Genomic DNA, 23,855 nt, shown 5'->3' on the forward strand with positions numbered 1-23,855 from the left:
TATCAAAGTGGCGCAAATTTGATTAATAGAATATCACGAGGTTTCCGGCCACCCTGAAGGGGATATCCTGAGGGAAATATAAAGGAGTCACTATTGGAACGAGAACAGATAAAAAACAACGGTATCAGATTGATAGCAGTCTGGTATAACCGATTACTGATTATCTTGTTAGCCTTCCTGCCTTTGTCCTTGATTCTCTATATCGATTACCAAACTTCGGCCGAAGATAAATTTGTCGCCCATGACTTTCATGTCATAGCCATTGGCTCATCCACTCTTTTCAGCGCATTCCTAAGTTACATCACCTGGCGATGTTATAAGGCAACCGGTGAAGAACTTCTTAGATGGCTAGTGTATGGTTTTCTGGGGTTTACATTTATCTACGCACCTCATGGTTTTCTGACTCATTATTCAATGGATAATATATGGGTGTTTGTCCTTTATGGTCCTGCTTCTCGTCTGGTTTTAGCTTTCTGCTTCCTGGTTGCGATGTTGAATTATGGAAAAATGGTAACGCCAGAAGCAATTAAGAATAAAAAGCTGTATTTCGCTATAGCGATTTTTATTGTAATCAATGTTCTGGTCTTTTGGGTTGCTCATTTAACCTCAGTCAATCTGAACTGGTGGCGACTATTAGCCGAATACCTGTCTATCAGTATTTTTGCAGGTAGTGTTCTATGGATGCTGGTGCAAAAAATTCGAGGTTACATGTCGGTGCTATACGCAGTGGCCATGATTTGGTTTGCCTTGTCTTGTTTGTCATTCACTGTAGCGAGTGTCTGGGATCATCAGTGGTGGCTGGCACATATTATATTCAGCGGCGGGTTCCTAATCCTTAGTTATGGTGTGGTTCAGGCATTCTTAACCACTGGCTCATTTAAAACCATATACAGCCAGAATGAGCTATTCCAACAAATCATTCATGAAAAGAAAAAATCTGAGCAAGCGCTAATTGAGTTACAGAAAGTAAATCAGCGGCTCGAAGAACTTGCGGCGACTGATTCACTTACTGGCGTTGCCAACCGTCGAGAGTTTACAAGGCGTTCTGAGGAAGAGATGTCACGCTCTTATCGCAATAGAACGGATCTTTGTTTGATGGTTATTGACTTTGACCACTTTAAAGAAATCAATGACCAATATGGCCATCAGGCTGGCGATAAGGTCTTGAAAGAATTTGTTAAACTGACTAAAGAAATTATGCGACCATCCGACTTGTTAGGCCGTCTCGGCGGTGAAGAGTTTGCCTTGCTACTTCCTGAGACCAACCTTCGCTCGGCGCTTAAAGTGGCAGAAAGGTTGCGTCAATATATTGAAGGAAACTCGATCGCAGTTGGCAAGCAAAAAATTAAGCTGACAATCAGTATTGGTGTGGCTGAGTATCAACCAAAGGTTGATACTGTTAAAAAATGGTTGCACCGTGCGGATGAGATGCTTTACCAGGCTAAGGATAGAGGAAGAAACCGGGTCGAAGCAGATAGCTCGGAGCAAAAAGGGGAGGAGCATGGTTTATAAAGTAGCCATAAGTGCTATTTTTGTCGGTTTGTTAACGCTGGCGATGCTTTGGAACTTTCAGGGTTCGAATACTGAGAGTGCACGAGAGGTTAGAGTTGGACTCTACCAAAACTCACCAAAGATATACCGTAACAAACAGGGTAAGCCGGATGGCCTCTTTATAAAGCTCTTAGAAGACATTGCGAATGAAGAGGCCTGGAAATTGATCTATGTGGATTGCGAATGGAGTTATTGTCTGGATAACTTATCGAACAAAACGATTGATTTGATGCCTGATGTGGCAATTACTGATGAACGTAATCGCAAGTTTGATTTTCACACAATCGCGGTGACTCATAGTTGGTCAGAAGTTTGGGCTCGAGAAGGCTTGAATATTTTAGGGCTGCCCGATTTGCGAGGTGTTCGAATTGCAGTGTTACGCGAGTCAGTCCAGGAAAATGCGCTACAAAAAGTGATGATGGGTTATGGCGTCGGTTTTAAGTCAGTTCCTGTTAGTACATATGATGAAGGTTTTCAGGCGGTGATTGATGGTAAAGCCGATGCTGTTATTACCAATGTCCATTTTGCTGATATTCATGCTGCCCAGTTTGGTTTACGCAAAACTCCGATCATGCTCAATCCTGCCAGCCTGTATTATGTGACCGCTGCTGGTGAAAATCATGACTTGTTGGAAGCTATTGATAAGCATATTGAGGCCTGGAGAACCGATCCAGACTCAGTCTATTACGAAGCGTTAAAGAGTACCATGGTTCCGGTCCAGGAGCCGGTCATTCCAAAGTTCTGGAAGTGGGTGTTAACCATTGGATTGGCAATGATAGTGTTAATGTTTTGTGCTAACGGGATATTAAGATGGCAAGTGAGAAAACGTACAACACTGTTAGTAGAAACTAACGTTCGCTTTAACCATCTGCTTAAGGCTAGTCCAGTGGTTTTATACCAACTCAAGCAAGATGGAGCTGGCTACAGACCTTTTTGGGTAAGCAAAAATGTTAAACGGTTATTTGGCTATAGCCCTGAGCAGCTGTACAGCCATGATTGGTGGATTGGTGTTTTGCATGAAGAAGACCGGCAGAAAACCTTAGATCAATTTAAAGAAATCTTTAACACAGGCCACATGATTCATGAGTATCGAGTTCATGATGCTGAAGGCAATACCCGTTATATTCGCGATGAGCGGCAATTGATACCTAAAAGCAATCATGGCGAAACCGAAATTGTAGGCACCTGGAGTGATATGACGGATGTGTATGAGAGAGAAGATGAGCTTAAATTCTTATCTCACTATGACCCTTTAACGCACTTGCCAAACCGACAAAAGTTAGAGGAGCGAATAGCAGAGTCGATAGAGCGTAGTGATGAATTGAAAGAGAGTTTCGCAATTTTGAGTATTGATATCGACCGCTTTAAAAAGATCAATGAAACCTTGAGCTATCAAGTGGGTGATGCGGTTATTGCACGAGTCGCGGAACGTTTAAAGCATATTTTGAACGTGGATGATGTACTGGCCCGAGTGGGCGGTGATGATTTTGTACTTGTCATTAATGGCAAGATCGATATTAACAAAGTATCTAGTATTGCACGTAAGGCTCTAAAACGATTTGCCGTTCCCTTGAGGATCGATGAACATGAACTGATGGTTACTGCGAGTATTGGTATCGCAATGTTTCCTGAAGATGGTCGTGATCCTGATACTTTGTTGAAAAATGCAGAGATTGCGCGGTATTCGGCAAAAGACAAAGGCAGGAATAGCTTTGAGTTCTTCAATGACCAACTCTCCAAAGGAATGCATGAGAACCTCTTGTTGGAAAGTGCTTTACGAATGGCCGTCGAGCGAAACGAATTGGTTCTTCATTATCAGCCTCTTGTGTCCTTTGATGATTTTACAATGGTTGGGGTTGAGGCTCTGGTTCGTTGGCAACATCCCACTAAGGGGCTAATCCCACCGTTTAAATTTATTCCGTTAGCTGAAGAAACGGGGCTCATTGGAGAGATTGGATTGTGGGTTTTACGCGAAGCTTGCCGGCAGATGGTTGAGTGGGATAAAGCGGGCTTAAAAGTCGGCTGTGCTTCGGTTAATATTTCAGTTCAGCAGATTGAGGCAGGTCTTTTACCAAAGCAGGTTAATGAAGCCTTGCAGCAAACAGGACTGGCCGCCGAGCGACTCTCCCTCGAGCTAACGGAGTCCACCATTATGCAGGACCCGCACCAAGCTTCTTTGGCGATGACTCAGTTTCAAAAGATGGGCGTTAAATTGGCGGTAGATGATTTTGGCACAGGTTATTCCAGTATGGCTTACCTGAAACGATTGCCGTTGGATCGTCTTAAAATTGACCGTTCATTTATCAAGGATATTGGTACGGATACCAATGATGAAGTGATATGCAGGGCTATCGTCCAATTAGCTAATTCACTCGGGCTCGAAACCGTTGCGGAAGGTGTTGAAGAAGAGTCGCAAGCAGAGTTTTTAAAAGGTTTAGGGTGCGATGTTGCTCAAGGGTACCTCTACAGCAAGCCGGTACCGGCATCTGAACTAGCCGAGAAATGGACTAGTCTTAATAAGAAGAAATCCATATAAGCTATATCAAATATACGTCTTTGTAGGCGCGAATGTTCTATAAGCTGAGCTAATGCTTATGCCTCTCAAAATCATATTATCTGTTTATACTAATAAAACCCTATTTACTTTATGGTTTTATCCCATCCAGTGAATTTGTTCACAGTAACGCCTACTAATTTTAGTTAAAACAATCAATACCTTACATTATGTTTAGGGACATTTGTCCCGTAAGGCATTTATAGCTGGGACTAATAGTCAATCTGTTCTAGAGCATCAGTGAATTATACTGATCCAGATCAAGTAGCAGATTCTTCATTGCTTCATACTAACCTAAAAATAAGTATTATTAATATTGGTTAATAAACGATCTCAGGAGATCATTCTTATGTGGACACAAGCGCTAGTTAAAAAAAGTCTATTGGGTTTGGTTGCAGTTGGTTTGATAAACAGCGCAGCAGCCAAGGGTTTGCCAGAAGAGCAAGCTATCCTTACATCACCTCCCGAAGTGCCACCTGCCATCGTGCGTGAGCATAATGCCAAAGTGGTTGTGGAGCTTGAAACGGTTGAGAAAGTCGGCACTATGGCCGATGGCGTTGAATATGTTTACTGGTCATTTGGTGGCACTGTACCGGGTAGTTTTATTCGTGTTAAAGAGGGCGATGAGATCGAATTCCATCTGTCTAACCATCCCTCTTCAAAAATGCCACATAACATTGACTTACACGCAGTAACAGGTCCAGGGGGCGGTGCAACTTCATCTTTTACAGCTCCAGGGCATACTTCAACCTTTGCCTTTAAAGCACTAAACCCAGGCTTGTATGTTTACCACTGCGCAACAGCGCCTGTGGGTATGCACATTGCCAACGGTATGTACGGTTTGATTCTGGTTGAGCCAAAAGAAGGTTTACCAAAAGTTGACCGTGAATACTATGTCATGCAAGGTGATTTTTATACTAAAGGCAAGTATGGCGACCCTGGTCTCCAGCCTTTCGATATGCAAAAAGCGATTGATGAGCATGCTGATTATGTTGTGTTCAACGGCGCTGTCGGCAGCTTGACAGGTGACAAGTCGCTTAAAGCAAAAGTCGGTGAAACAGTGCGTCTATATGTCGGTAATGGTGGTCCTAACCTAGTATCGTCATTCCACGTGATTGGTGAAATCTTTGATAAAGTGTATGTCGAAGGTGGCAATCTAGTGAATGAAAACATTCAGACTACTTTAGTTCCTGCAGGTGGCTCAGCTATTGTTGAGTTTAAGGTAGAGGTTCCTGGTAACCTGATTCTTGTTGATCACTCTATATTCCGTGCTTTCAACAAGGGTGCTTTAGGTATGCTGGCGGTAGAGGGCAAAGAAGATAAAACCATTTATTCCGGCAAAATTGATGATCGTATTTATCGTCCAGAAGGTTCAGCAGTGCAAAGCGTTGACAAAAAAGTGGTTGAGGTAAAGGCTGCTAATCTCGAAGAGAAAATTAAGTTTGGTAAACGTGTATACGATGCTAACTGCATGGCATGCCACCAACCTAACGGTCAAGGTATTCCTTCAGCATTCCCACCAGTTGCCAAGTCTGATTATCTAAATGAAGATCCTTTGCGAGGTGTTCGTGCCATTGTTCATGGCCTTGAAGGTCCGATCAAAGTCAATGGCGAATCATTTAACAGCGTTATGCCTGCTATGCAATTAAGCGATGACGAGATTGCTAATGTAATGACTTACCTGCTTAATAGCTGGGATAACAAAGGTGGTGAGATCACCGTAGAGCAAGTGAAAAAAGTTAGAGCACAAAAGCCTCACTAATCACTATTGTTAAAGGTTAAAGCATTATGCTTAATCATCAACTAAAACTATTGGTCGTGTCACTGGCTCTTTTGGGAGTCAGTGACAGCGGCTTATTGTATGCGAAAGATGTTGCCAAGGCTCCAGAAGGCATGGAGTTGGTAGAAGGTGGTCAGTACCGCCCGTTATACATGAGTAAAGACAGTCCGATCCAGCTGGTGGATGATTTCTTGCTTGACCAATCCCCAGTGACCAATCAGGACTTCCAAGCATTCATCAATGATAACCCTGCTTGGTCTAAAAGCCAGGCTCCTAAAGTGTTTGTAGAGAAACATTATCTACAGCACTGGCAATCGGATACAGATTATCCGAAAGAGATAAGCTCCAGCCCAGTGGTCAATGTTTCCTGGTTTGCTGCGGATGCGTACTGTCAAGCTCAAGGCAAACGCTTGCCAAGAGTGAGCGAGTGGGAGCTAGCAGCTTTAGCCAGCGAAACACAAGCTGATGGTAGTATTGAAGAAGGTTATAAGCAAAAGATATTGATGTGGTACAGCAGACCAAGCCAGAAACAACTATCGGCAGTCGGACAAAATCAACCCAATTATTGGGGGCTGTACGACATGCATGGCTTGATTTGGGAATGGACTGAAGACTTTAACTCAGCGTTAGTAACAGGTGAATCACGTGGCGATAGTACCATTGATACCAAATTGTTCTGCGCCGGTGGCGCAAGCGGTGCGGTAGACCCGGGTGATTATGCGGCCTTTATGCGCTATGGATTTAGAAGCAGTCTGGAAGCCAAATTTGCACTGCCAAATTTAGGGTTTCGCTGCGCTGCTGATGTCAATCAGCAATAAACAAGAGAGGCAATCATGAACAAATGGCTTCAGGTTAGTTTTGTAATCTTGACGTTCGCATTAAGCGGACAAGCTTACACAGACGACAGTAAAGTAAGTTTACCAGATGACTCGATTTATCATTTGGACAGTGAGTGGGTGACTCAAGATGAGCAGACTATTAATATCCAGTCACTATCAGGTAAACAGCAAATGGTCAGCTTGATATACACACACTGCATGCACACATGCCCAACTATTGTGGCAACCATGCAGAATATTGAGAAAAAACTGCCTCAAGACGTCCTAGATAACACCGAGTTTGTCCTAGTGTCACTTACTCCAGCAAGTGATACAGCGAAAGTACTCAAAGATTTCGCTGAAAAAAGAAAGTTAAATCAAGACCGATGGACATTATTAACAGGCGATCCTCAAGATATACGTAGCCTCGCCATGGCACTTAATATTCGCTACAAGAAAAGTGACGATAATGAAGTTGCTCACTCCAATGTATTTACTCTGCTTGATGAGCAAGGCCGAATCGTTTTTCAGGAAGTTGGTGATATCAACAAAGTTGATGAGACGGTAGCGAGAATCGTTAGCCAGTAGTCTTGATTGCTTACTAAATATGATTTGTGTAGGGGCGGACCGCGTTCGCCTTTTTATTAATTAGGAGGGGGCGGGAATTGCTCGGCTCATCCATGAGCCTCGCCTTCGCTAAGCTCAGGCGAGTTAAAGCTGTCAAAAATTGTTCCGAGCTAGACATTAGTTCGTAGAAAATTGCTCCTGCATTTTCACTCTCGAGTCATAGGGTGGGTTAGGCGCTAGCCGTAACCCATCAAATACATTGTAAACAGACGGCGGGAATTATTCGCACCATCCCTGGTGCTCACCCCTTCGAGTCCATCGTCGCAAGCACCGATGTTCCAATTTACTCCGGGCAAATTGGTCGAACCCGCTCCGCGGGCTCAATACCAACAATCTATAGCCAATAAAAAACCCCAACTCTTGCGAGTTGAGGTTTTGTATTGGTGGAGACGGCGGGAATTGAACCCGCGTCCGCGAATCCTCTGCTCAAGGGTCTACATGCATAGGTCCATCTTTAATTTAGTCTTTGACGTGCCGATGGGCAAGCATTCAAAGACGATCTCGAGGAAAGTTTAACAGTTGGCTGCCGAGCTCAGTTACCTGCGAGTCCCTGTATTGACTGTCTAGCTCCTACCAAGGACGCTCAGAGTAGACAGTTAGCCTTAAGCGGCTAAAGCGTAGTTGTCTTCGTTTGCAACTATTAAGTTTCAGCTTTGATTTTACGAGATTCGCTGACATCTCGACATGCACCAGGAGGTTCGTAATCCACGTCGAATCCAAATCGTCCCCAGATTCTTTTCCATTATAGTGCATTATTGGGCCAAGTACATTAATATCAAGGGTATAGGTCAAGATAATTTGTGGCTTGGTTAACATTCATTTTAAGATCAACAGGCTACACTCTTTTGTAGAAACAGGAGGGGCAATGAGTAGTATACAAATGTCAAAAATACAGTTTGCCATGCTGTCGCATAAAGGGATGTCGCGCCAAAATAATGATGACAAGGTTTTTGCTTCCACTGAGTTGGGGTTGTGGTTGTTGTCTGATGGTGTCGGCGGCCTTAAACAAGGCGAGCAAGCTAGTCAATACGCAGTCGAAGAGATTTCAAAGTCGATCAAGAAAGGCTTTAATTTGCATAGTGCGGTGCACTCGGCTCATTCTGTGATCAAGGCGCATAACAAGCATGAACAGGAGGATCGTGGAGCAACTGTGGTTGCTGTGCATTCCAATGGTTTGGACTATGAGATTGCCTGGGTGGGCGATAGTCGAGCCTATCTTTGGAATCAGGAAACGGGTGAGTTGGCTCAGTTAACCGAAGATCATACCTTGGTTCAGAAGCTGGTGAATGCTGGCTTGCTAGAGAAGGCTGAGGTTAAAAATCATCCTAAACGTCATGTGATCACTCAATGCTTAGGTATTGAGAATGAGAACCAGCTTAATATTGGTTCTTTGAAGCGCGAATGGGGTTATGGGGAGTCTTTATTACTGGCAAGTGATGGTCTTTACGAAGAGCTTTCGAGACAAGAAATTGTTGCTGCTTTAAAGCTTCCTCGTGATAATCAGGCTAAGGTCGAATATCTGGTTGAGCTAGCATGTAAGAATGGGGGTAGCGATAATATTTCTTTAATGCTGATTTCATCGCCTGTAACTGAGCCCAAGCCACAGAAAAAAGAAACGCCGATTGAAAAGTTTATAACAAAAATCAAAACAATCCTTAAACTAGGTTAATGTGAGGTAGGTATGTCTTCTGAGAAAAATCCTTCACAACACAAGTCTGAATTTCGTGAAGATAAAGCGGGACCACAAGGAACACTGGTCTTCGATTCGAGTCAAGTAGAAAGGATGATTAAAGAGGAAATTCAAAAGTTGGAAGATGATGGGACTAAGGTTCCAGCTTTACTTGCAACCACTAAGCCTCACGCTGGGCAGGCATTCTTGCTGGAGTATGGTAAGAATGTTATTGGGCGCGGAAAGGGTAATAGCGTGACTTTGTATGATCCAGCTGCATCATCAACCCATGCTCAGATTACCTTCTCTGACGGGCAGTGGCGCATTCTAAATTTGTTGTCGTCCAATGGTACTATCGTTAATGGTGAGAAGGTTTCGGAGCGAATTATATCGTTTGGCGATAGAATTCAAGTAGGCCATACCGAGTTCCTATTTACATTAGTTGATAGCAATGAAGCTCAGCTACAAGAAGACAAAGAAGAAATGAACTGGATGTTGATCGGTTCATTGGGAGTAGCAGCGGTTATTCTGTTGGGAGTTCTTGCCTGGTTGTTCCTGTAATCATCAATGACTCAAGATAACGAACTGCGCATCGGGCGCTACAAGTTAGTCAAAGAAATTGGCCGTGGAGCTATGTCTGTCGTTTACCAGGCAGAAGATCCAGAAATCGGTCGAATGCTCGCGATAAAACTCTTAAAACACGAACTAGTGGAAAAAGAGGAGTACCGCGAGCTTTTTTTGCGCGAGGCAAAAGCTGCTGGGCGTTTAGGTCATCCTGGCATTGTCACTATTTATGATGTGGGAATCTGGCAAGAGCGTCCCTTCATTGCGATGGAGTTGTTGGAAGGTGAAAACCTTGATGAGTACCTACAACAAAATGGGATTTTGAGTTTAGAGCAAGCCTCTGATCTTGCTAAGCAATTGGCCCTGGCGCTTGACTACGCTCATCAAAATGGTGTGATACACCGTGATTTGAAGCCTGATAATATTTTGGTATTGGATGGTGGCCGCCGGTTCAAAATTACCGACTTTGGTATTGCTCATGTTGAGCACCTCTTTCTTGAAGATGAAGGTGGTAAAAGCAAAGACAAAATAATGGGAACACCTGCCTATATGTCGCCCGAGCAAATAACTGGGCACGGTGTGGACTTTAAAACGGATCTCTATTCGCTTGGTGTGATTCTGTATCAGGTCACCAAAGGGGAGCTTCCTTTTCAGGCTCCGAATTATGCAGCCATGATGCAGGCTGTTCTTCATTTAAATCCCCAGCCAATTAATATTGTGTCTGAACAGGGTTTCATGTGGCAAAGCATTATATTCCGCTTATTGCAAAAGAACCCTGACCATCGTTACCTCACTAGCGATGAACTCCTAGAAGAAATCGAGACGCTAACTAAAGAATTAACCCAGAACAAAGAAGGCTTAGCAGGCATTCGCTTTGTTTCGATGCGGGCACGTTGGGCTATTAGCTTATCGACTGTGGTTTTACTGGTCATGATTCTTGGCATGGTTTGGGTTTATAACAAACAGAATAAACTGATGAATCAGTTAGTGTTTGATTATGGGAATTCAATGGTGCAAATTATTTCTCAGGAAAGCCGAGAGCCTCTATTGCTTGAAGAGCGTATTACTTTACAGGAGTTGACTCGGGATATTGCTGATAATTCCCAAATACGTCATCTCTCGATCCGTGATAAGGATGGGATCGTGCAGAGTAGCAGTCAGCCTGAGCAAATTAGCAAGCCATTCTCATTGCCTCCTGCCAGCGAGATACAACAGAAGACATCTGAAGCTCAGATATACTCAAATTTGACTGATTATGATCAAGAGGTGGTCCTTTTTGACTCTCAGATAAAGTATCAGGATAAAGTTATCGGTAATGCATTTATCGCTATAAGCCGTAATAATTTGAAGAGTGCTACTCAGTCATCGCTGCTGGCAATGATTATCTGGATGTTTTTGATCATGTTGGCGGTATTCTCAGGGGTTTATTGGCTAGCCAATCGCTTTATTCAGCGGGTTAACGAGACGCGGCATGTTATAAGAGAGCTCAGAAATCACGGAGAAGCGGATATACTCAAGGTGGATACGCATGATGAGGTGGGGCGTTTGCAACAGGAGGTCAATGATCTTTCGCAGAAGCTGGCGGGCTTGACTCAAACACAGTATATAGGCACCTCGCCCGATCCGAGTTTGCTTGAAACCATTACCGATTTAGACAAAACCTTGATTATTTCTCAGGATGACACTGACTCTGAATCACCCAAAGACTCTGACCGAGAAAAAGAATAGGTGGTGCAACGGAAGATGGTGTTAGATGAATGCTTAACTATAAAAAGAAAAAGGCTATCTTACGATAGCCTTTTTAGTGTTTGATAACTGGTGATATTTATAACGAGTCAAGGCGTTCTTTTAACGATTTAACTCTGTCTTTATATACAAGTGCCAAATCATCCGATGGATTAATGGCTAAAATTTTATCCCAGTAAATTAACGCCTCGTCGAGCTTCTGATTACGATAGAGTCGAAGTGCTTTTTGGTGATAGTTCTCACTGACTTTATTTCGAGTGCCAGTAAATAATGCATTAGATTCCAAGCGTGTACCTGAGACCTGCCAGGCACTGAGTAGAATATTATAAGACTTATCAAACTCTTGCTGGTCAGCCAGTTGTTTGGCTTCGGCTAAGTCCTGCTCAACATTCAGGGCTGCTAGATTAGAGAGCAAAATCTGTTGGCTCGACTCTGATAGGCGACCATCGTCAATTAATACCTGCAACAAGCCTTCTGCTTCTCCAGTCAGGCTTTCTTGACGGAATAGGCGAACCTGATTCTGTGTGGCGATAATAAGCTGCTCTTGTAACTCATTATTGTCCGATAAATCCTCTTGGGCACGAGCGTGCTCGATAGCTTCGTCATAGCGTTGCTCTGACAGTAACAAATCCATTTTTGATTGCTGGGCTTCTACCTTGGCTGTCTTTTGAGGTTTGGTATCAGCCTGTTTTGTGGTTCTCGGTTGTACCAAAATTAAGCCTTTACTTGGGAGCTTCAATTGTTGACCAACATAAATGGGGGCTTGTGGTTCTATACTATTAAGCTTAGCAATCTCGAGGTAGCGTTGGGCATTACCTAGCATCTGTTTGGCGATCGAGCCTAATGTATCGCCGGAGCGAACAGTATATTCAATAGCATCTGACCGCTGGTCAGAGCTACCTCTATACGTTGAGCGAGTGCCATCGCTAATATCAATAATTTCAACAGGGTCTTGGCTTCTATCTTCGATAAAAGAGCAACCTGTTAACGTTAATGCTAGAAAAATTGTGGTGTAACGTTTCAAGTGAGTTACCTTTGTTCAGTGCTTTTCGACTCATCTGTCAGAAAGTTAAGAGCCTTTAATTAAGTCGTTTAAAATCAATATGCTATACAGTGCAGTAAATACTAACAAAGCACTAAATGGTGCGATGTGGTGTAGCCCACACTTAAGGCATCTGTTAACTTTATACCTTAATTCATAGGGTATGAATAGCCATCCCTAATGACGCTTCATGATGCGTTCTTTTGCTTTGTTCCACTCGCGTTCTTTCTCCGTTGCTCTCTTGTCGTGCATCTTCTTACCTTTGGCACAGCCAATTTCGAGTTTAACGCGATGTTGCTTCCAGTACATTGCCAGAGCCACCACCGTATAGCCCTGTTGCTCCACACCACGGAATAATTGTGCTAGTTCGCGATCATGCAACAGTAATTTTCGAGTACGTGTAGGATCGGCAACAACGTGAGTGGATGCAGAAATTAATGGCGTAATATGGCAGCCAAACAGAAAAGCCTCACCATCTTTGAGTAGAACATAACTCTCCGCAAGGTTTACTTTTCCAGCACGTATGCTTTTTACTTCCCAGCCCTGCAAAACCAGTCCGGCTTCAAAGGTATCTTCGATAAAGTAGTCATGACGTGCGCGCTTATTCAGCGCAATGGTGTTGCCTGAGGGCTTGCCCTTTTTTTTAGCCAAAGTAAATCCTGTATGGGGTTATTGCTAAGTTAGACAGCATTATAGGGGTCTGACTGTCATTGCTCAATAGTTGGTATTTCAGGGGATGGCAGTGTTACAATTGCCGCACTTTTTAACCTTAATATCACTTTTTTGCAATGAAAACCATTCGGCGACAAGCGCTTTTACCTTTTTCGGCAAAACAAATGTTTGATTTAGTGGATGATATTGAAAAATATCCCGAGTTTTTGCCAAATTGTAATGATGCTAAGGTTCTAGAGCGAACTGAGGATACAGTAACTGCCATGCTATCGGTAGCAAAAGGAGGCTTTGCAAAAGAATTTACTACTCGTAATACTAACCATCCTTATCAAAGCATCGCAATGGAATTAGTGATGGGGCCATTTAAGCATTTAACTGGTCAGTGGACGTTTGATGAATTAAGTGAGAATGCCTGTAAAATAGAGCTGGTAGTTGAATTTGAGTTTTCGAATCCCCTTACCAACTTAGCGTTTGGCGCTGTATTTAATCAGATGGCTGAGTCATTTGTGGATGCTTTCTCAAAGAGGGCGAGAGAGGTCTATATCTAATGCCTCAAATTCATAGAATTACTGTGGAAGTTTGTTATGCTCTTCCTGAAAAGCAGACATTGTTATCGCTTGAAGTTGAAGCATCGGCTACTATCGAAGAGATTGTCAGTCAGTCTGGTATCATTGAGCTGCACCCTGAGATCGATTTGACTCAAAATAAAGTTGGGATTTTCAGCAAGTTGGCAAAGCTAACAGACACTCTGCATGATGGTGACAGAATTGAGATTTATCGTCCTCTAATTGCCGACCCAAAAGAAGTGCGAAAGCAAAGAGCAGAAAAAAATAAAACATAGATAAGGCCGATAAGCCTTGGTCATAAGGGAAGACAGATACTTGTTACGTTATCTTTATACATTATTATATATTCTTGCAGCTCCCTTGTTATGCATGCGCTGGGTGTATAAAAGCTTCAAGCCACCGCAGTACCGTGAGCCATTGCGAGAGCGCTTTGGTATTGTTAGCAAACAACACAAGGAAAGTATCTGGTTTCATGCGGTTTCAATGGGGGAGTCTAATGCCGCCATTGCTATCATAAAAAAGCTATTAGCTAAATATCCAGATCTTAATATTATTGTTACTACAACCACCCCCACTGGTGCGAGACAAATCTACAATGGGCTGGGTGATAAAGTGAAACATCACTATTCACCCTGTGACTTACCTGGAACCATTAAGCGTTTTATTCGTCGTGCTAAGCCTCGGTTGTTAGTTATAATGGAAACCGAGTTGTGGCCTAATTGGCTTCATCATCTTAAGGAAAAAAATATTCCTGTCATTTTAGCTAACGCTCGTTTATCTGGTCGTTCGGCAAACAAATATGAAAAGATTGCATCTTTGGCGAATGAAATGATGGATGCCTTCGTTAAAGTTCTAGCAGTTAATAAGCATGATGCAGAACGCTATATTCGACTGGGTTTGTCTAAAGAGAGGTCATTGGTAACTGGCAATATCAAGTTTGATATGGATGTACCGAATTTTACTGACCATGAGTATTACCCTGACTGGAAAGGTGTTCCTGTCTGGATCGCTGCAAGCACTCATAAAGGGGAAGATGAGGCGGTACTTAAGGCTCATAAAATAGTATGTAATAAAATCCCTGGTGCTAAATTAATATTAGTACCTCGTCATCCAGAGCGTTTTGAAGCTGTGTTTCATTTAATTGAAAATGACGGATATAGTGTAGCTCGTCGCTCTTGCCCTGATACTTGGTCCGAGAATGTAGATGTCTTGCTGGGCGATACGATGGGTGAACTTATGAAAGCCTTTAATCTATCGGATATTTGTTGGATAGGGGGCAGCTTTGCTGAAGTTGGTGGGCATAACCCGATTGAGCCAGCCGTGTTGGGGAAACCTGTCTTAACAGGTCCATACATTCATAACTTTAATGAGATTTTTAGGGATTTAATTGAAGCTGCTGGTGCGCAAATGGTGGCCGATGAGAAAGAGTTAGCCAGTGTGATCATTCAGTTATTTGAAGATAAAGTAAGAGCAAAAAGTATGGGTGCCAAAGCTGCTGAGGTCATTAATACTAATCGCGGTGCTCTGGATAAAACGGTCAGCGTTATTGAGTCTTACTTATAATGTAGGAAGTCACCCAATAACACTGACATCAGATTACGTTAGTATTGCTCTAACCAGCTATTGACGATTTCCAGGTCTTTTTCAGTTAAGGTTCCTGCCGCCGCCTTGAGTTGTAAGCTACTGATGAGGTAGTCATATTTTGCACGAATCATATTGCGCTGTGACGAATAGGTGCTCCGCGTAGCAATTAAGACATCGACGATATTTCGGGTACCTGCCTGATAGCCTTCCTGAGTAGACTCTAGTGAACTTGAACTTGATTCGTAAGCACGTTTGTTGGCTTCGAATGACTTTATAGCAGTTTGCAGATTGGTGTAAGCCATACGAGCATTTTTCTGAACCAATCTATCGCTTTGGTCAAGTTCGTGCGTTGTGCGCAAGTAGTTTTGCTTGGCTTGTTCGGTTTGAGCTGAAGTCCTGAAGCCAGAAAAAAGTGGGATGGTCACGGTAATACCGGCTTGATAACCATCCTGCATATTTAATGTATTTTGCTCAATGTTCTGGATTGGGAAGAAGCGATCCGTTTCAGTTTCCTGATCAGAATAACTGACACTCAGATCAGCTGTGGGATAATGGCCGCTACGGTTACGCTTTACTTCTTCGCGAGCGACTCTTACCTCAAATTGCTTTGCCTTGAGGTTCAAGTTGGCTTCACGCGCAGCGCGCATCCAATCATCGATATTTTCTGGGTTGGGTGGCATCAAGGTAATGCTATTATCTGTTGCTTCAAGCTCGGCGTAATATTGACCTGTGATCTCACGCAAGGTTTCTTTCGCATTGTTGTATTCATTCTCAGACTGAAGCTCACTAACTTGCGCCTGGTCGTAGTTTGCCTGTGCATCCAAATAGTCAGTTGCTGTTGATAGACCTGACTCAAATTGCTCGCGAGTCATATCGAGCTGGTTTTGCAAAGCTTCTTTTTCAGAACGCGTAGCAGCAAGAACCTCTTCTGCGCTTAGCACTCTAAAGTAAGCTTGCGCTGTTCGAATCATTAAGTCCTGCAAATTAGCAGCGTGGTTTAGTTCTGCTGCACGAACACGCATTTCAGCTTGTTCCAAAGCAACCCATAGACTCCAATCAAATAGTGATTGGCTGAGTTGAACTCGATAAGTCGTTGAGTCTACAGAGTTGTTAAAAGGATCAGAGGGACTCCCATCAAGGCCTTGGCCTGAATAGTCATTATCACTTCGGCCCTTTGTCGCTGAAGCGCTGACTTGAGGTAACAAGCTTGAACGATTGATGCGCACACCTTGCTCGGTTGCTCTTAAGTTGGCATCACTGATTTTGTATTGTGGATCATTATTCAGAGCATCCTGATAAACATCCATTAGGTCTGTATTTGCATTTGCAGTGAAGCCACTCAGTGACAGGAGTGTCAGAGCGACTAATTTAATCTTTGCTTTAGGCTTCATACCATATTCCAAATTGATTGTTGCGATAAGCACTTTTGTCTTGGTGTTTATCTATTGTTTTTAAAACTCAAATTGCTCGGCACGTTTTGCGTTGATTAGATAGGGCAAAACGGTCTCGAATAATATTTCTTCGTGCCATTCATCATCACCGGTTCGGGTAATGAGTTTCGCTTTCATCGCAGGCTCCTGCCCAACGACACAAAACAAACGGCCCCCGATAGGCAGGTGACGTTTGAATGCTTTAGGTAATTTATAAAAGCTACCAGTTATGGCAATAACGTCATAAGGCTTGTAATGAGGCCAGCCAGTCGCTGCATCGCCTTCTTCAAATTCTATATTCTCGAGTCCTAATTCGAGGGTGCGCTCTTTTGCCTGTTCTATAAATTCGCCGATGATGTCCACGCTATAAACTTTGTGTGCCAATTGTGCCATTAAGGCAGTGCAGTAGCCTGTGCCGGTACCAATTTCCAGCACTACGTCGCTTGGCTGTATGCGTAATGCCTGTAACATGCGAGCTTCTTCGCGAGGCGGCATCATGCATTGGCTATGACCAAGCGGAATTTGCGTATCGGCATAAGCAAGTGAGCAAAATTCTTCGGGTACAAATCTGTCGCGGGGTAAGCCTGAAATCAAATCGAGTAACTGATTATCCAGCACATTCCATGGACGGATTTGCTGTTCAACCATGTTTTGTCGAGCTTGTTCCAAATCAAATATCGGCTGCTCCATGGACACCTCTCTTGGTTGGCTAAAGCATAGTAATTATTGGTATTTCAAACAATACAGTAAGTGTAACAGATTATGAAGTGCTAACATTCGGCCGGTTAGAACGTGCTTGGGATATGGTCTGCGCGCTTGGGGTTTGCTCCGATTGGTGCTAGATTTAATTCATTAAATGCAATTACAGGTAGTTCACTTGAAGAAACAGTTTGGTCCTCAGGATGTTGAGATTATTAAGACTGAAACTCTCTATCAGGGATTTTTCAGCATGCAGAAATACACTTTTCGCCACCGCCAGTATCTAGGTGGCTGGAGTCCGCTTATTCAACGTGAACTATTTGAGCGTGGCAACGCGGTCGGTGTTTTGCTATTCGACCCACGTCTTGATCGCTTTGTAATGATAGAACAATGTCGTCCCGGTTCGCTCAAAGATGAACATTCTCCCTGGTTACTGGAAATCATTGCGGGGATGGTCGAGGAGGGGGAGGAGCCGCATGACGTGGCACACCGAGAAGCTGAAGAAGAGGCACGTTGTTATATCGATAAATTGATTGAGATGCCGGGCTACTGGGTTAGCCCTGGCGGCACTACCGAATACGTTGATCTGTTTCTGGGTTTGGTTGATAGCTCAAACTTGGTAGACTACGCCGGTTTGGATGATGAGCATGAAGATATCAAGGTGTTAGCTGTCTCGCGACAAGAAATGTTGCAACTTCTAGCTAATGGCGGTATTAGTAATGCTATGGCTTTAATTGCCATCCAGTGGTTTTTATTGAATGAGCAGCAACTGGAACTTGCTGATGACTGTTCTCAAGGATAGCTTTTGGTTATTGATGGGTGCTTATGCCTTCAGCAAGAAAGTATGTTCCAGACCTGAAAGAGTTTATGGCGTTGTGCGCCAGTAACTACCTTAAGTTGAATAAACTGATTGGTAGTGCTGGGGAGTCACTATGCCATGAGTCTGATGCGGTTTTTATGAGCGTTGAAAAGCAACCTGACGTGAAGATTACACTGGAACAAATTAGCCGTTACACGGTCACATACCGCTTGAGTCAGTACTGCGATAGCTCAGCCCCTTATGCGTCGGCTGTTAATCGTGAGTTCCTGGTTCGTGTTTATCACGATGCCCAGATGGCTGAAGTCTTATCGGGATTGAATGAGGGAATGTTGCCGCCAGTCTATATTTATCCCAACACCGAGATGAAGCAGCCTGACGAAAAGCTCCAATTAAATCGATTTTTGGGCGAATGGCTTAACTTTTGTCTACAATTTGGTCAATCTCACACTGCGAATACGACCCACTTAGCGTTTTTGCATTAGCATATAAGCGATAATGACTACAACGAATAGGAGATTGATTTGACTTACGACTGCAAACGCCTATTTATTGGGCGACCTGAAATGACCGTTTTGCACCTTTCAGATCCGCATTTGTTTGCTGATGACCAGGGTAGCTTGCTTGGGGTAAATACTCAGGAAAGCTTCTGCGCGGTGTTGGATGATATCCGCACACAGGCAATCGATCCTGATGTGATTATCGTTACCGGTGATATTTCCCAGGACTATTCAAAAGCTTCCTATCAATTCTTTGCTGAGCAAATGGCAAAATTGGGTAAACCAGTCTTCACGCTCGCTGGCAATCATGATGAAGTCGGGTATCTAACCAGCTTCTTATCACAAGCGCCGCTTTTTAATCATAAACAGATTTTGACTGAGCATTGGCAGATACTAATGGTCAGTAGCCACATCGAAGATCAGGTTCATGGTCATATTGATGAGTCAGAGCTTGATTGGGTTAGACGTTGCCTCGAAGAAAACTCTGATTTGCCTACCATGCTCTACATGCATCATCATCCTGTTCCTGTGGGTAGTGATTGGCTCGACGAAATAGGGATTAGCAATAAAGATGAAATACTGGAGTTGGTGACTGAGCATCCTCAAGTGAAGTTATGTGGTTTTGGTCATGTTCATCAATTTTCCGAATATAAAATCGATAATGCAGTTTATTGTTCGGTTCCTTCTACCTGTGTTCAATTTAAGCGCCACTCTGCGGATTTTGCCGCCAGCGGGGAAACTCCAGGCTACGCAGTTTACCAATGTCATGCTGATGGGGTGATTGATAAACAGCATTACCGGGTTGATCATTATTTGCCCAATGTGAATTTTGCCATTTCTGGCTATTAATCAGCGGCTTAATTAGTCTTCGTTGAAAGCACTTTACACCATTCAATAATTTTACTTGCACTTGCTGATCGGCCTTTATAGGATAAGAGCCGAATAACAATATATTGAGTCAATTTGACTCTCCTAACACAAAATCAATAATTTACTTATGGCGAATAATCAATATACAGCTGAATCCATTGAGGTTCTCAGCGGCCTTGATCCAGTTAAAAAACGTCCCGGTATGTATACCGACACCAGCCGTCCAAATCATCTTGGACAAGAGGTGATCGATAACAGTGTGGATGAAGCTTTAGCGGGGCATGCGAAAACCATTAAGGTGACTCTACACAAAGATGGCGGCCTTGAGGTTGAGGATGACGGGCGTGGTATGCCGGTTGATATTCATCCAGAGGAAGGCATACCCGGCGTTGAGCTCATTATGAGCAAACTGCATGCCGGCGGTAAGTTTTCCAATAAAAACTATCAATTTTCAGGTGGCTTGCATGGCGTGGGTATTTCGGTGGTTAACGCCTTATCCAAGCGCGTTGAAGTTACCGTTAAGCGTGATGGTAACCAATACTTCATGGCCTTTGAAGATGGCTTTAAGGTCAAAGATTTGGAAGTGGTTGCTGAAGTTGGCAAGCGCAACACTGGAACCAGTGTTAAATTCTGGCCTGACAGCAAATATTTTGATAGCGAAAAATTCTCAATCTCACGTCTAAAACATCTGCTCAAAGCAAAAGCGATTTTGTGTCCTGGTCTTAAGGTGATCTTTGATAACAAAGCCTCGGGCGAACAGGACGAGTGGCTGTATGAAGATGGTTTAACTGCTTATTTGTTAGAGCAGGCCGGTGGCTTCGAGCGACTACCCGAAGAGCCTTTTACCGGTTCTTTACAGGGTGAAGCGGAAGCGGTGGATTGGGCTTTCATGTGGTTGCCGGAAGGCGGTGAATGTCTGGCAGAAAGTTACGTCAACCTTATCCCCACACCACAAGGCGGCACTCACGTTAATGGTTTGCGTAATGGCTTGTTAGATGCCATGCGTGAGTTCTGTGAATTTAGAAACTTATTACCGCGTGGTGTTAAGTTAAGTGCCGAAGACGTGTGGGATCGCATCAGTTATGTACTATCGGTCAAGCTGGATGACCCGCAGTTTTCAGGCCAGACTAAAGAGCGTTTATCGTCACGCCAGTGCGCAACCTTTGTTGCGGGTGTGGTTAAAGATGCCTTTAGCCTGTGGCTCAATCAAAACCCGGTCATTGGCGATGCTTTAGCGGAGCGCGCCATCAGTAATGCGCATAAGCGAATGCGTGCCAGCAAGAAAATTGTGCGTAAGAAAGTTACCCAGGGACCTGCGTTGCCCGGCAAGCTGGCCGATTGTGCAGGTTCAGATGCCATGAGCAGTGAGCTGTTTCTGGTGGAGGGTGACTCAGCGGGCGGCTCAGCAAAACAGGCTCGCGATAAAGAATATCAGGCAATCATGCCGTTACGCGGCAAAATCCTGAACACCTGGGAAGTCGACTCCAATCAGATTCTGGCTTCGCAGGAAGTTCATGATATTTCAGTAGCCATTGGCCTGGACCCAAGTTCTGATGATTTAAGTAAACTCAGGTATGGCAAAGTCTGCATTCTGGCGGATGCTGACTCTGATGGTCTGCATATTGCCACTTTGTTGTGTGCTTTGTTTGTTCGCCATTTCAGACCATTAGTTCGTGCTGGCCATGTGTTCGTTGCCATGCCGCCGCTGTATCGTATTGATGTGGGCAAAGAAGTTTTTTATGCCCTTGATGAAGATGAAAAGCAAGGTTTGTTGGATCGCATTAAAGCTGAAAATAAGCGCGGCAAAATACAGGTTCAGCGCTTTAAAGGCTTGGGTGAAATGAATCCTAAGCAATTACGCGAAACCACTATGGCCCGTGAAACTCGTCGCTTGGTGCAGTTAACCTTGGGCGGTGATGGCGAGGCTGAGCACATTATGGATATGTTGTTGTCGAAAAAACGTGCTTCTGACCGTAAAGAGTGGTTAGAGCTGAAGGGCAATAAAGCAGAAATTTAAAACGAGAAGTGAACTGTCGTGGAAGAAATGAATTACGAAGGTATTGAGAAAAAGTCACTGGCGGAGTTTACCGAACAGGCTTATTTGAACTACTCCATGTATGTGATCATGGATCGTGCTTTGCCGCATATCGGCGATGGCTTAAAGCCTGTTCAGCGTCGAATTGTGTATGCGATGAGTGAGCTGGGCTTAAAAGCGACCGCAAAATATAAAAAGTCAGCACGTACTGTGGGTGATGTCTTAGGTAAGTTTCATCCGCATGGTGATTCGGCGTGTTATGAAGCCATGGTGTTGATGGCGCAGCCGTTTTCTTATCGCTATCCACTGGTAGACGGGCAGGGTAACTGGGGGGCGCCGGATGATCCTAAATCATTCGCGGCTATGCGTTACACCGAATCGCGTCTAGCGGCTTATGCAGAGCTATTACTGAGTGAGCTGGGGCAGGGGACGGTTAACTGGACGCCTAACTTTGACGGCACCATGGATGAGCCAGAAGTGCTACCTGCGCGTATCCCGAACTTGTTGCTTAATGGCACCACAGGAATCGCGGTTGGTATGGCTACGGACATTCCACCGCATAATTTAGCAGAGGTGGGCAAAGCGTGTGTGCATCTACTGGAAAACCCAAAAGCTGAGTTGCCAGATTTATTAGAGTTTATTCAAGGCCCAGACTTCCCGACCGATGCAGAAATTATTACGCCAAGGGCTGACATTCTTGAGCTATACGAAAAAGGTCGCGGCTCGATTCGTATGCGCGCCCGCTTCGAGAAAGAAGATGGTGATATTGTTATTACCTCGCTACCGCATCAAGCCTCTGGTTCTAAAATTCTTGAGCAAATTGCTGCTCAAATGCAAGCCAAGAAACTACCGATGGTCAGTGACCTGCGTGATGAGTCTGATCACGAAAACCCAACACGGTTAGTCATTGAGCCACGTTCCAACCGGGTTGATGTTGAAGAGTTGATGCGTCACCTGTTTGCCACCACTGATTTGGAACGTACCTATCGTGTCAACATGAACATGATAGGTATCGACGGGCGGCCACAAGTGAAAAACCTGCGGGTGATGCTGAAAGAGTGGCTTGAGTTCCGCCACGAAACAGTTCGTCGTCGTTTGCAGCATCGTTTAGATAAAGTGATGGACCGCCTGCATATTTTAGATGGTTTGTTGATTGCTTATCTGAATATTGATGAAGTGATTCATATTATTCGGACCGAAGATAAACCAAAACTAAAATTAATGAAGCGTTTTGATTTGTCAGACCGTCAAGCAGAGTCCATTCTTGAGTTGAAGTTACGCCACTTGGCAAAACTTGAAGAGATGAAAATCAAAGATGAGCAGTCTGAGCTTGAAGATGAAGCTGACTGGTTACAGCTGACGCTTGGCTCAAAGCAGCGCATGAAAACTTTGATTAAGAAAGAGATTGAAGAAGTGATCGAGCAATATGGCGATGAGCGTCGTTCACCGATAGTAGAGCGTAAGGAAGCCAAAGCTCTATCTGAAACTGAGCTGTTGCCGACTGAGCCAGTGACTGTAATTCTTTCTGAAAAAGGTTGGGTACGCTGTGCTAAGGGGCATGAGGTCGATGCAGTCGGCATGAATTATCGCTCCGGTGATAAGTATCTCGATTCAGCGCAAGGTAAAAGCAATCAATACGCAGTGTTCCTCGACTCTACTGGGCGTACATTCTCGCTATTAGCCAATACTTTGCCGTCTGCACGGGGGTTGGGCGAGCCAGTAACCGGTCGGGTTAATCCTATTGCTGGCGCAGAGTTTATGGCGACCATGATGGGTGAAGATGAGGATAAATTCTTATTCGCTACCGATGCCGGTTATGGCTTCGTAGCTAAGTTCAGTGATCTGGTGACGAAAACTCGAAATGGTAAGGCCTTTTTGAACCTTCCCTCTGGCTCTAAGGTTGTTAAGCCTTGCAATGTCAAAGACCCAGCAAGCCAGTTCTGTGTTGCTGTGTCTAACGAAGGTCGAATGCTGGTGTTCCCTTTAACCGATTTACCGGAGCTGGCAAAAGGTAAGGGCAATAAGATCATTAGCATCCCAACGGCTAAACTAAAACTACGAGAAGAGTTTATGGTTGCTGTGGTTGCTATCAGCGAAGAGGATAGCCTGGTAATTCACTCAGGAAAACGCCATCTGACATTGAAGCCAAAAGACTTGGAACATTATCGTGGTGAGCGAGGTCGTCGCGGGCATAAACTGCCACGTGGATTCCAGCGAGTGGAGCGTATCGAAGTGGACGCAAAAGTTTAGCCCCTATCGTTCTTTATTTGAATCGCGACTCGAAAAAAAGCAAAAGGCCATCACGTGATGGCCTTTTTTTGGTTGTAACTC

General features: G+C 44.1%; 20 protein-coding genes and 1 other RNA gene. 16 read left to right on the forward strand and 5 right to left on the reverse strand.

The window, feature by feature from the left end:
• Positions 1-93: 93 nt before the first annotated feature.
• The 5 genes from ACN0VI_RS04675 (at position 94) to ACN0VI_RS04695 (ending at position 7,291) form a co-directional block, all read left to right on the forward strand.
• Positions 94-1,512 (forward strand): GGDEF domain-containing protein, encoded by a 1,419-nt coding sequence (locus ACN0VI_RS04675; RefSeq protein WP_417445943.1) that lies wholly within the window; start codon positions 94-96, stop codon positions 1,510-1,512.
• Complete coding sequence (locus tag ACN0VI_RS04680; RefSeq protein WP_417445944.1) at positions 1,502-4,087, forward strand: EAL domain-containing protein; 2,586 nt, start codon at positions 1,502-1,504, stop codon at positions 4,085-4,087. Before ACN0VI_RS04675 ends, ACN0VI_RS04680 begins: the two co-directional genes overlap by 11 nt.
• Before the next feature lie 367 nt (positions 4,088-4,454).
• Positions 4,455-5,867: a copper-containing nitrite reductase gene (nirK, locus tag ACN0VI_RS04685; RefSeq protein WP_331891461.1), complete on the forward strand. Its 1,413-nt coding sequence runs from the start codon at positions 4,455-4,457 to the stop codon at positions 5,865-5,867.
• Between the two features lie 26 nt (positions 5,868-5,893).
• Positions 5,894-6,703 carry a formylglycine-generating enzyme family protein gene (locus ACN0VI_RS04690; RefSeq protein ID WP_331891459.1) on the forward strand — a complete coding sequence of 270 codons (810 nt, stop codon included), beginning with the start codon at positions 5,894-5,896 and terminating at the stop codon, positions 6,701-6,703.
• 15 nt (positions 6,704-6,718) lie between these two features.
• A complete protein-coding gene (locus ACN0VI_RS04695) occupies positions 6,719-7,291 on the forward strand; it encodes an SCO family protein (protein ID WP_331891457.1) in 573 nt (190 codons plus the stop codon).
• A gap of 420 nt (positions 7,292-7,711) precedes the next feature.
• On the opposite strand, the gene ssrA is transcribed toward ACN0VI_RS04695, so the two are convergent.
• Positions 7,712-8,059, reverse strand: a transfer-messenger RNA (tmRNA) gene (gene ssrA / locus ACN0VI_RS04700).
• 136 nt (positions 8,060-8,195) lie between these two features.
• Between ssrA and ACN0VI_RS04705 the strand changes: the two genes are divergently transcribed.
• The 3 genes from ACN0VI_RS04705 to ACN0VI_RS04715 are packed head-to-tail and all read left to right on the forward strand — an operon-like array spanning position 8,196 to position 11,291.
• Positions 8,196-8,999, forward strand: a complete 804-nt coding sequence (locus ACN0VI_RS04705) for a PP2C family protein-serine/threonine phosphatase (RefSeq protein ID WP_417445945.1) — start codon at positions 8,196-8,198, stop codon at positions 8,997-8,999.
• 12 nt (positions 9,000-9,011) lie between these two features.
• Positions 9,012-9,560, forward strand: a complete 549-nt coding sequence (locus ACN0VI_RS04710) for an FHA domain-containing protein (protein ID WP_331891453.1) — start codon at positions 9,012-9,014, stop codon at positions 9,558-9,560.
• A 6-nt stretch (positions 9,561-9,566) separates the two neighbouring features.
• Entirely contained in the window at positions 9,567-11,291 is a 1,725-nt protein-coding gene (locus tag ACN0VI_RS04715) for a protein kinase domain-containing protein (protein ID WP_417445946.1), read from the forward strand.
• A 97-nt stretch (positions 11,292-11,388) separates the two neighbouring features.
• On the opposite strand, the gene ACN0VI_RS04720 is transcribed toward ACN0VI_RS04715, so the two are convergent.
• Together ACN0VI_RS04720 and smpB are read right to left on the reverse strand one after the other, a co-directional pair.
• Positions 11,389-12,333: a LysM peptidoglycan-binding domain-containing protein gene (locus ACN0VI_RS04720; RefSeq protein WP_417445947.1), complete on the reverse strand. Its 945-nt coding sequence runs from the start codon at positions 12,331-12,333 to the stop codon at positions 11,389-11,391.
• A 195-nt stretch (positions 12,334-12,528) separates the two neighbouring features.
• A complete protein-coding gene (gene smpB, locus ACN0VI_RS04725) occupies positions 12,529-13,002 on the reverse strand; it encodes an SsrA-binding protein SmpB (protein ID WP_331891450.1) in 474 nt (157 codons plus the stop codon).
• A 137-nt stretch (positions 13,003-13,139) separates the two neighbouring features.
• On the opposite strand from smpB, the gene ACN0VI_RS04730 reads away from it, so the two are divergent.
• From ACN0VI_RS04730 to waaA, 3 genes are read left to right on the forward strand one after another with little or no spacing between them, the layout of a single operon-like run.
• Positions 13,140-13,571 carry a type II toxin-antitoxin system RatA family toxin gene (locus ACN0VI_RS04730; protein WP_331891449.1) on the forward strand — a complete coding sequence of 144 codons (432 nt, stop codon included), beginning with the start codon at positions 13,140-13,142 and terminating at the stop codon, positions 13,569-13,571.
• Entirely contained in the window at positions 13,571-13,864 is a 294-nt protein-coding gene (locus tag ACN0VI_RS04735; protein ID WP_331891448.1) for an RnfH family protein, read from the forward strand. Before ACN0VI_RS04730 ends, ACN0VI_RS04735 begins: the two co-directional genes overlap by 1 nt.
• Before the next feature lie 40 nt (positions 13,865-13,904).
• Positions 13,905-15,152, forward strand: coding sequence for a lipid IV(A) 3-deoxy-D-manno-octulosonic acid transferase (waaA, locus tag ACN0VI_RS04740; protein WP_417445948.1), 1,248 nt, complete (start codon positions 13,905-13,907; stop codon positions 15,150-15,152).
• A gap of 38 nt (positions 15,153-15,190) precedes the next feature.
• Here waaA and ACN0VI_RS04745 read toward each other — a convergent pair whose 3' ends face one another.
• Entirely contained in the window at positions 15,191-16,564 is a 1,374-nt protein-coding gene (locus ACN0VI_RS04745) for a TolC family outer membrane protein (RefSeq protein ID WP_417445949.1), read from the reverse strand.
• Between the two features lie 60 nt (positions 16,565-16,624).
• A complete protein-coding gene (locus ACN0VI_RS04750; protein ID WP_417445950.1) occupies positions 16,625-17,293 on the reverse strand; it encodes a protein-L-isoaspartate O-methyltransferase family protein in 669 nt (222 codons plus the stop codon).
• 187 nt (positions 17,294-17,480) lie between these two features.
• Between ACN0VI_RS04750 and ACN0VI_RS04755 the strand changes: the two genes are divergently transcribed.
• The 5 genes from ACN0VI_RS04755 (at position 17,481) to parC (ending at position 23,774) form a co-directional block, all read left to right on the forward strand.
• Positions 17,481-18,104 (forward strand): NUDIX domain-containing protein, encoded by a 624-nt coding sequence (locus ACN0VI_RS04755; RefSeq protein WP_331891440.1) that lies wholly within the window; start codon positions 17,481-17,483, stop codon positions 18,102-18,104.
• Positions 18,105-18,127: 23 nt separating this feature from the next.
• Entirely contained in the window at positions 18,128-18,604 is a 477-nt protein-coding gene (locus ACN0VI_RS04760; protein ID WP_417445951.1) for a DUF1249 domain-containing protein, read from the forward strand.
• Between the two features lie 39 nt (positions 18,605-18,643).
• Positions 18,644-19,468 carry a 3',5'-cyclic-AMP phosphodiesterase gene (gene cpdA / locus ACN0VI_RS04765; protein WP_417445952.1) on the forward strand — a complete coding sequence of 275 codons (825 nt, stop codon included), beginning with the start codon at positions 18,644-18,646 and terminating at the stop codon, positions 19,466-19,468.
• Between the two features lie 148 nt (positions 19,469-19,616).
• Entirely contained in the window at positions 19,617-21,506 is a 1,890-nt protein-coding gene (gene parE, locus ACN0VI_RS04770) for a DNA topoisomerase IV subunit B (RefSeq protein ID WP_417445953.1), read from the forward strand.
• Positions 21,507-21,533: 27 nt separating this feature from the next.
• Entirely contained in the window at positions 21,534-23,774 is a 2,241-nt protein-coding gene (gene parC / locus ACN0VI_RS04775) for a DNA topoisomerase IV subunit A (protein ID WP_417446575.1), read from the forward strand.
• The last annotated feature ends 81 nt before the right edge of the window (positions 23,775-23,855 follow it).

This window comes from Kangiella sp. (assembly GCF_048265365.1).
Lineage (GTDB): Bacteria > Pseudomonadota > Gammaproteobacteria > Enterobacterales > Kangiellaceae > Kangiella.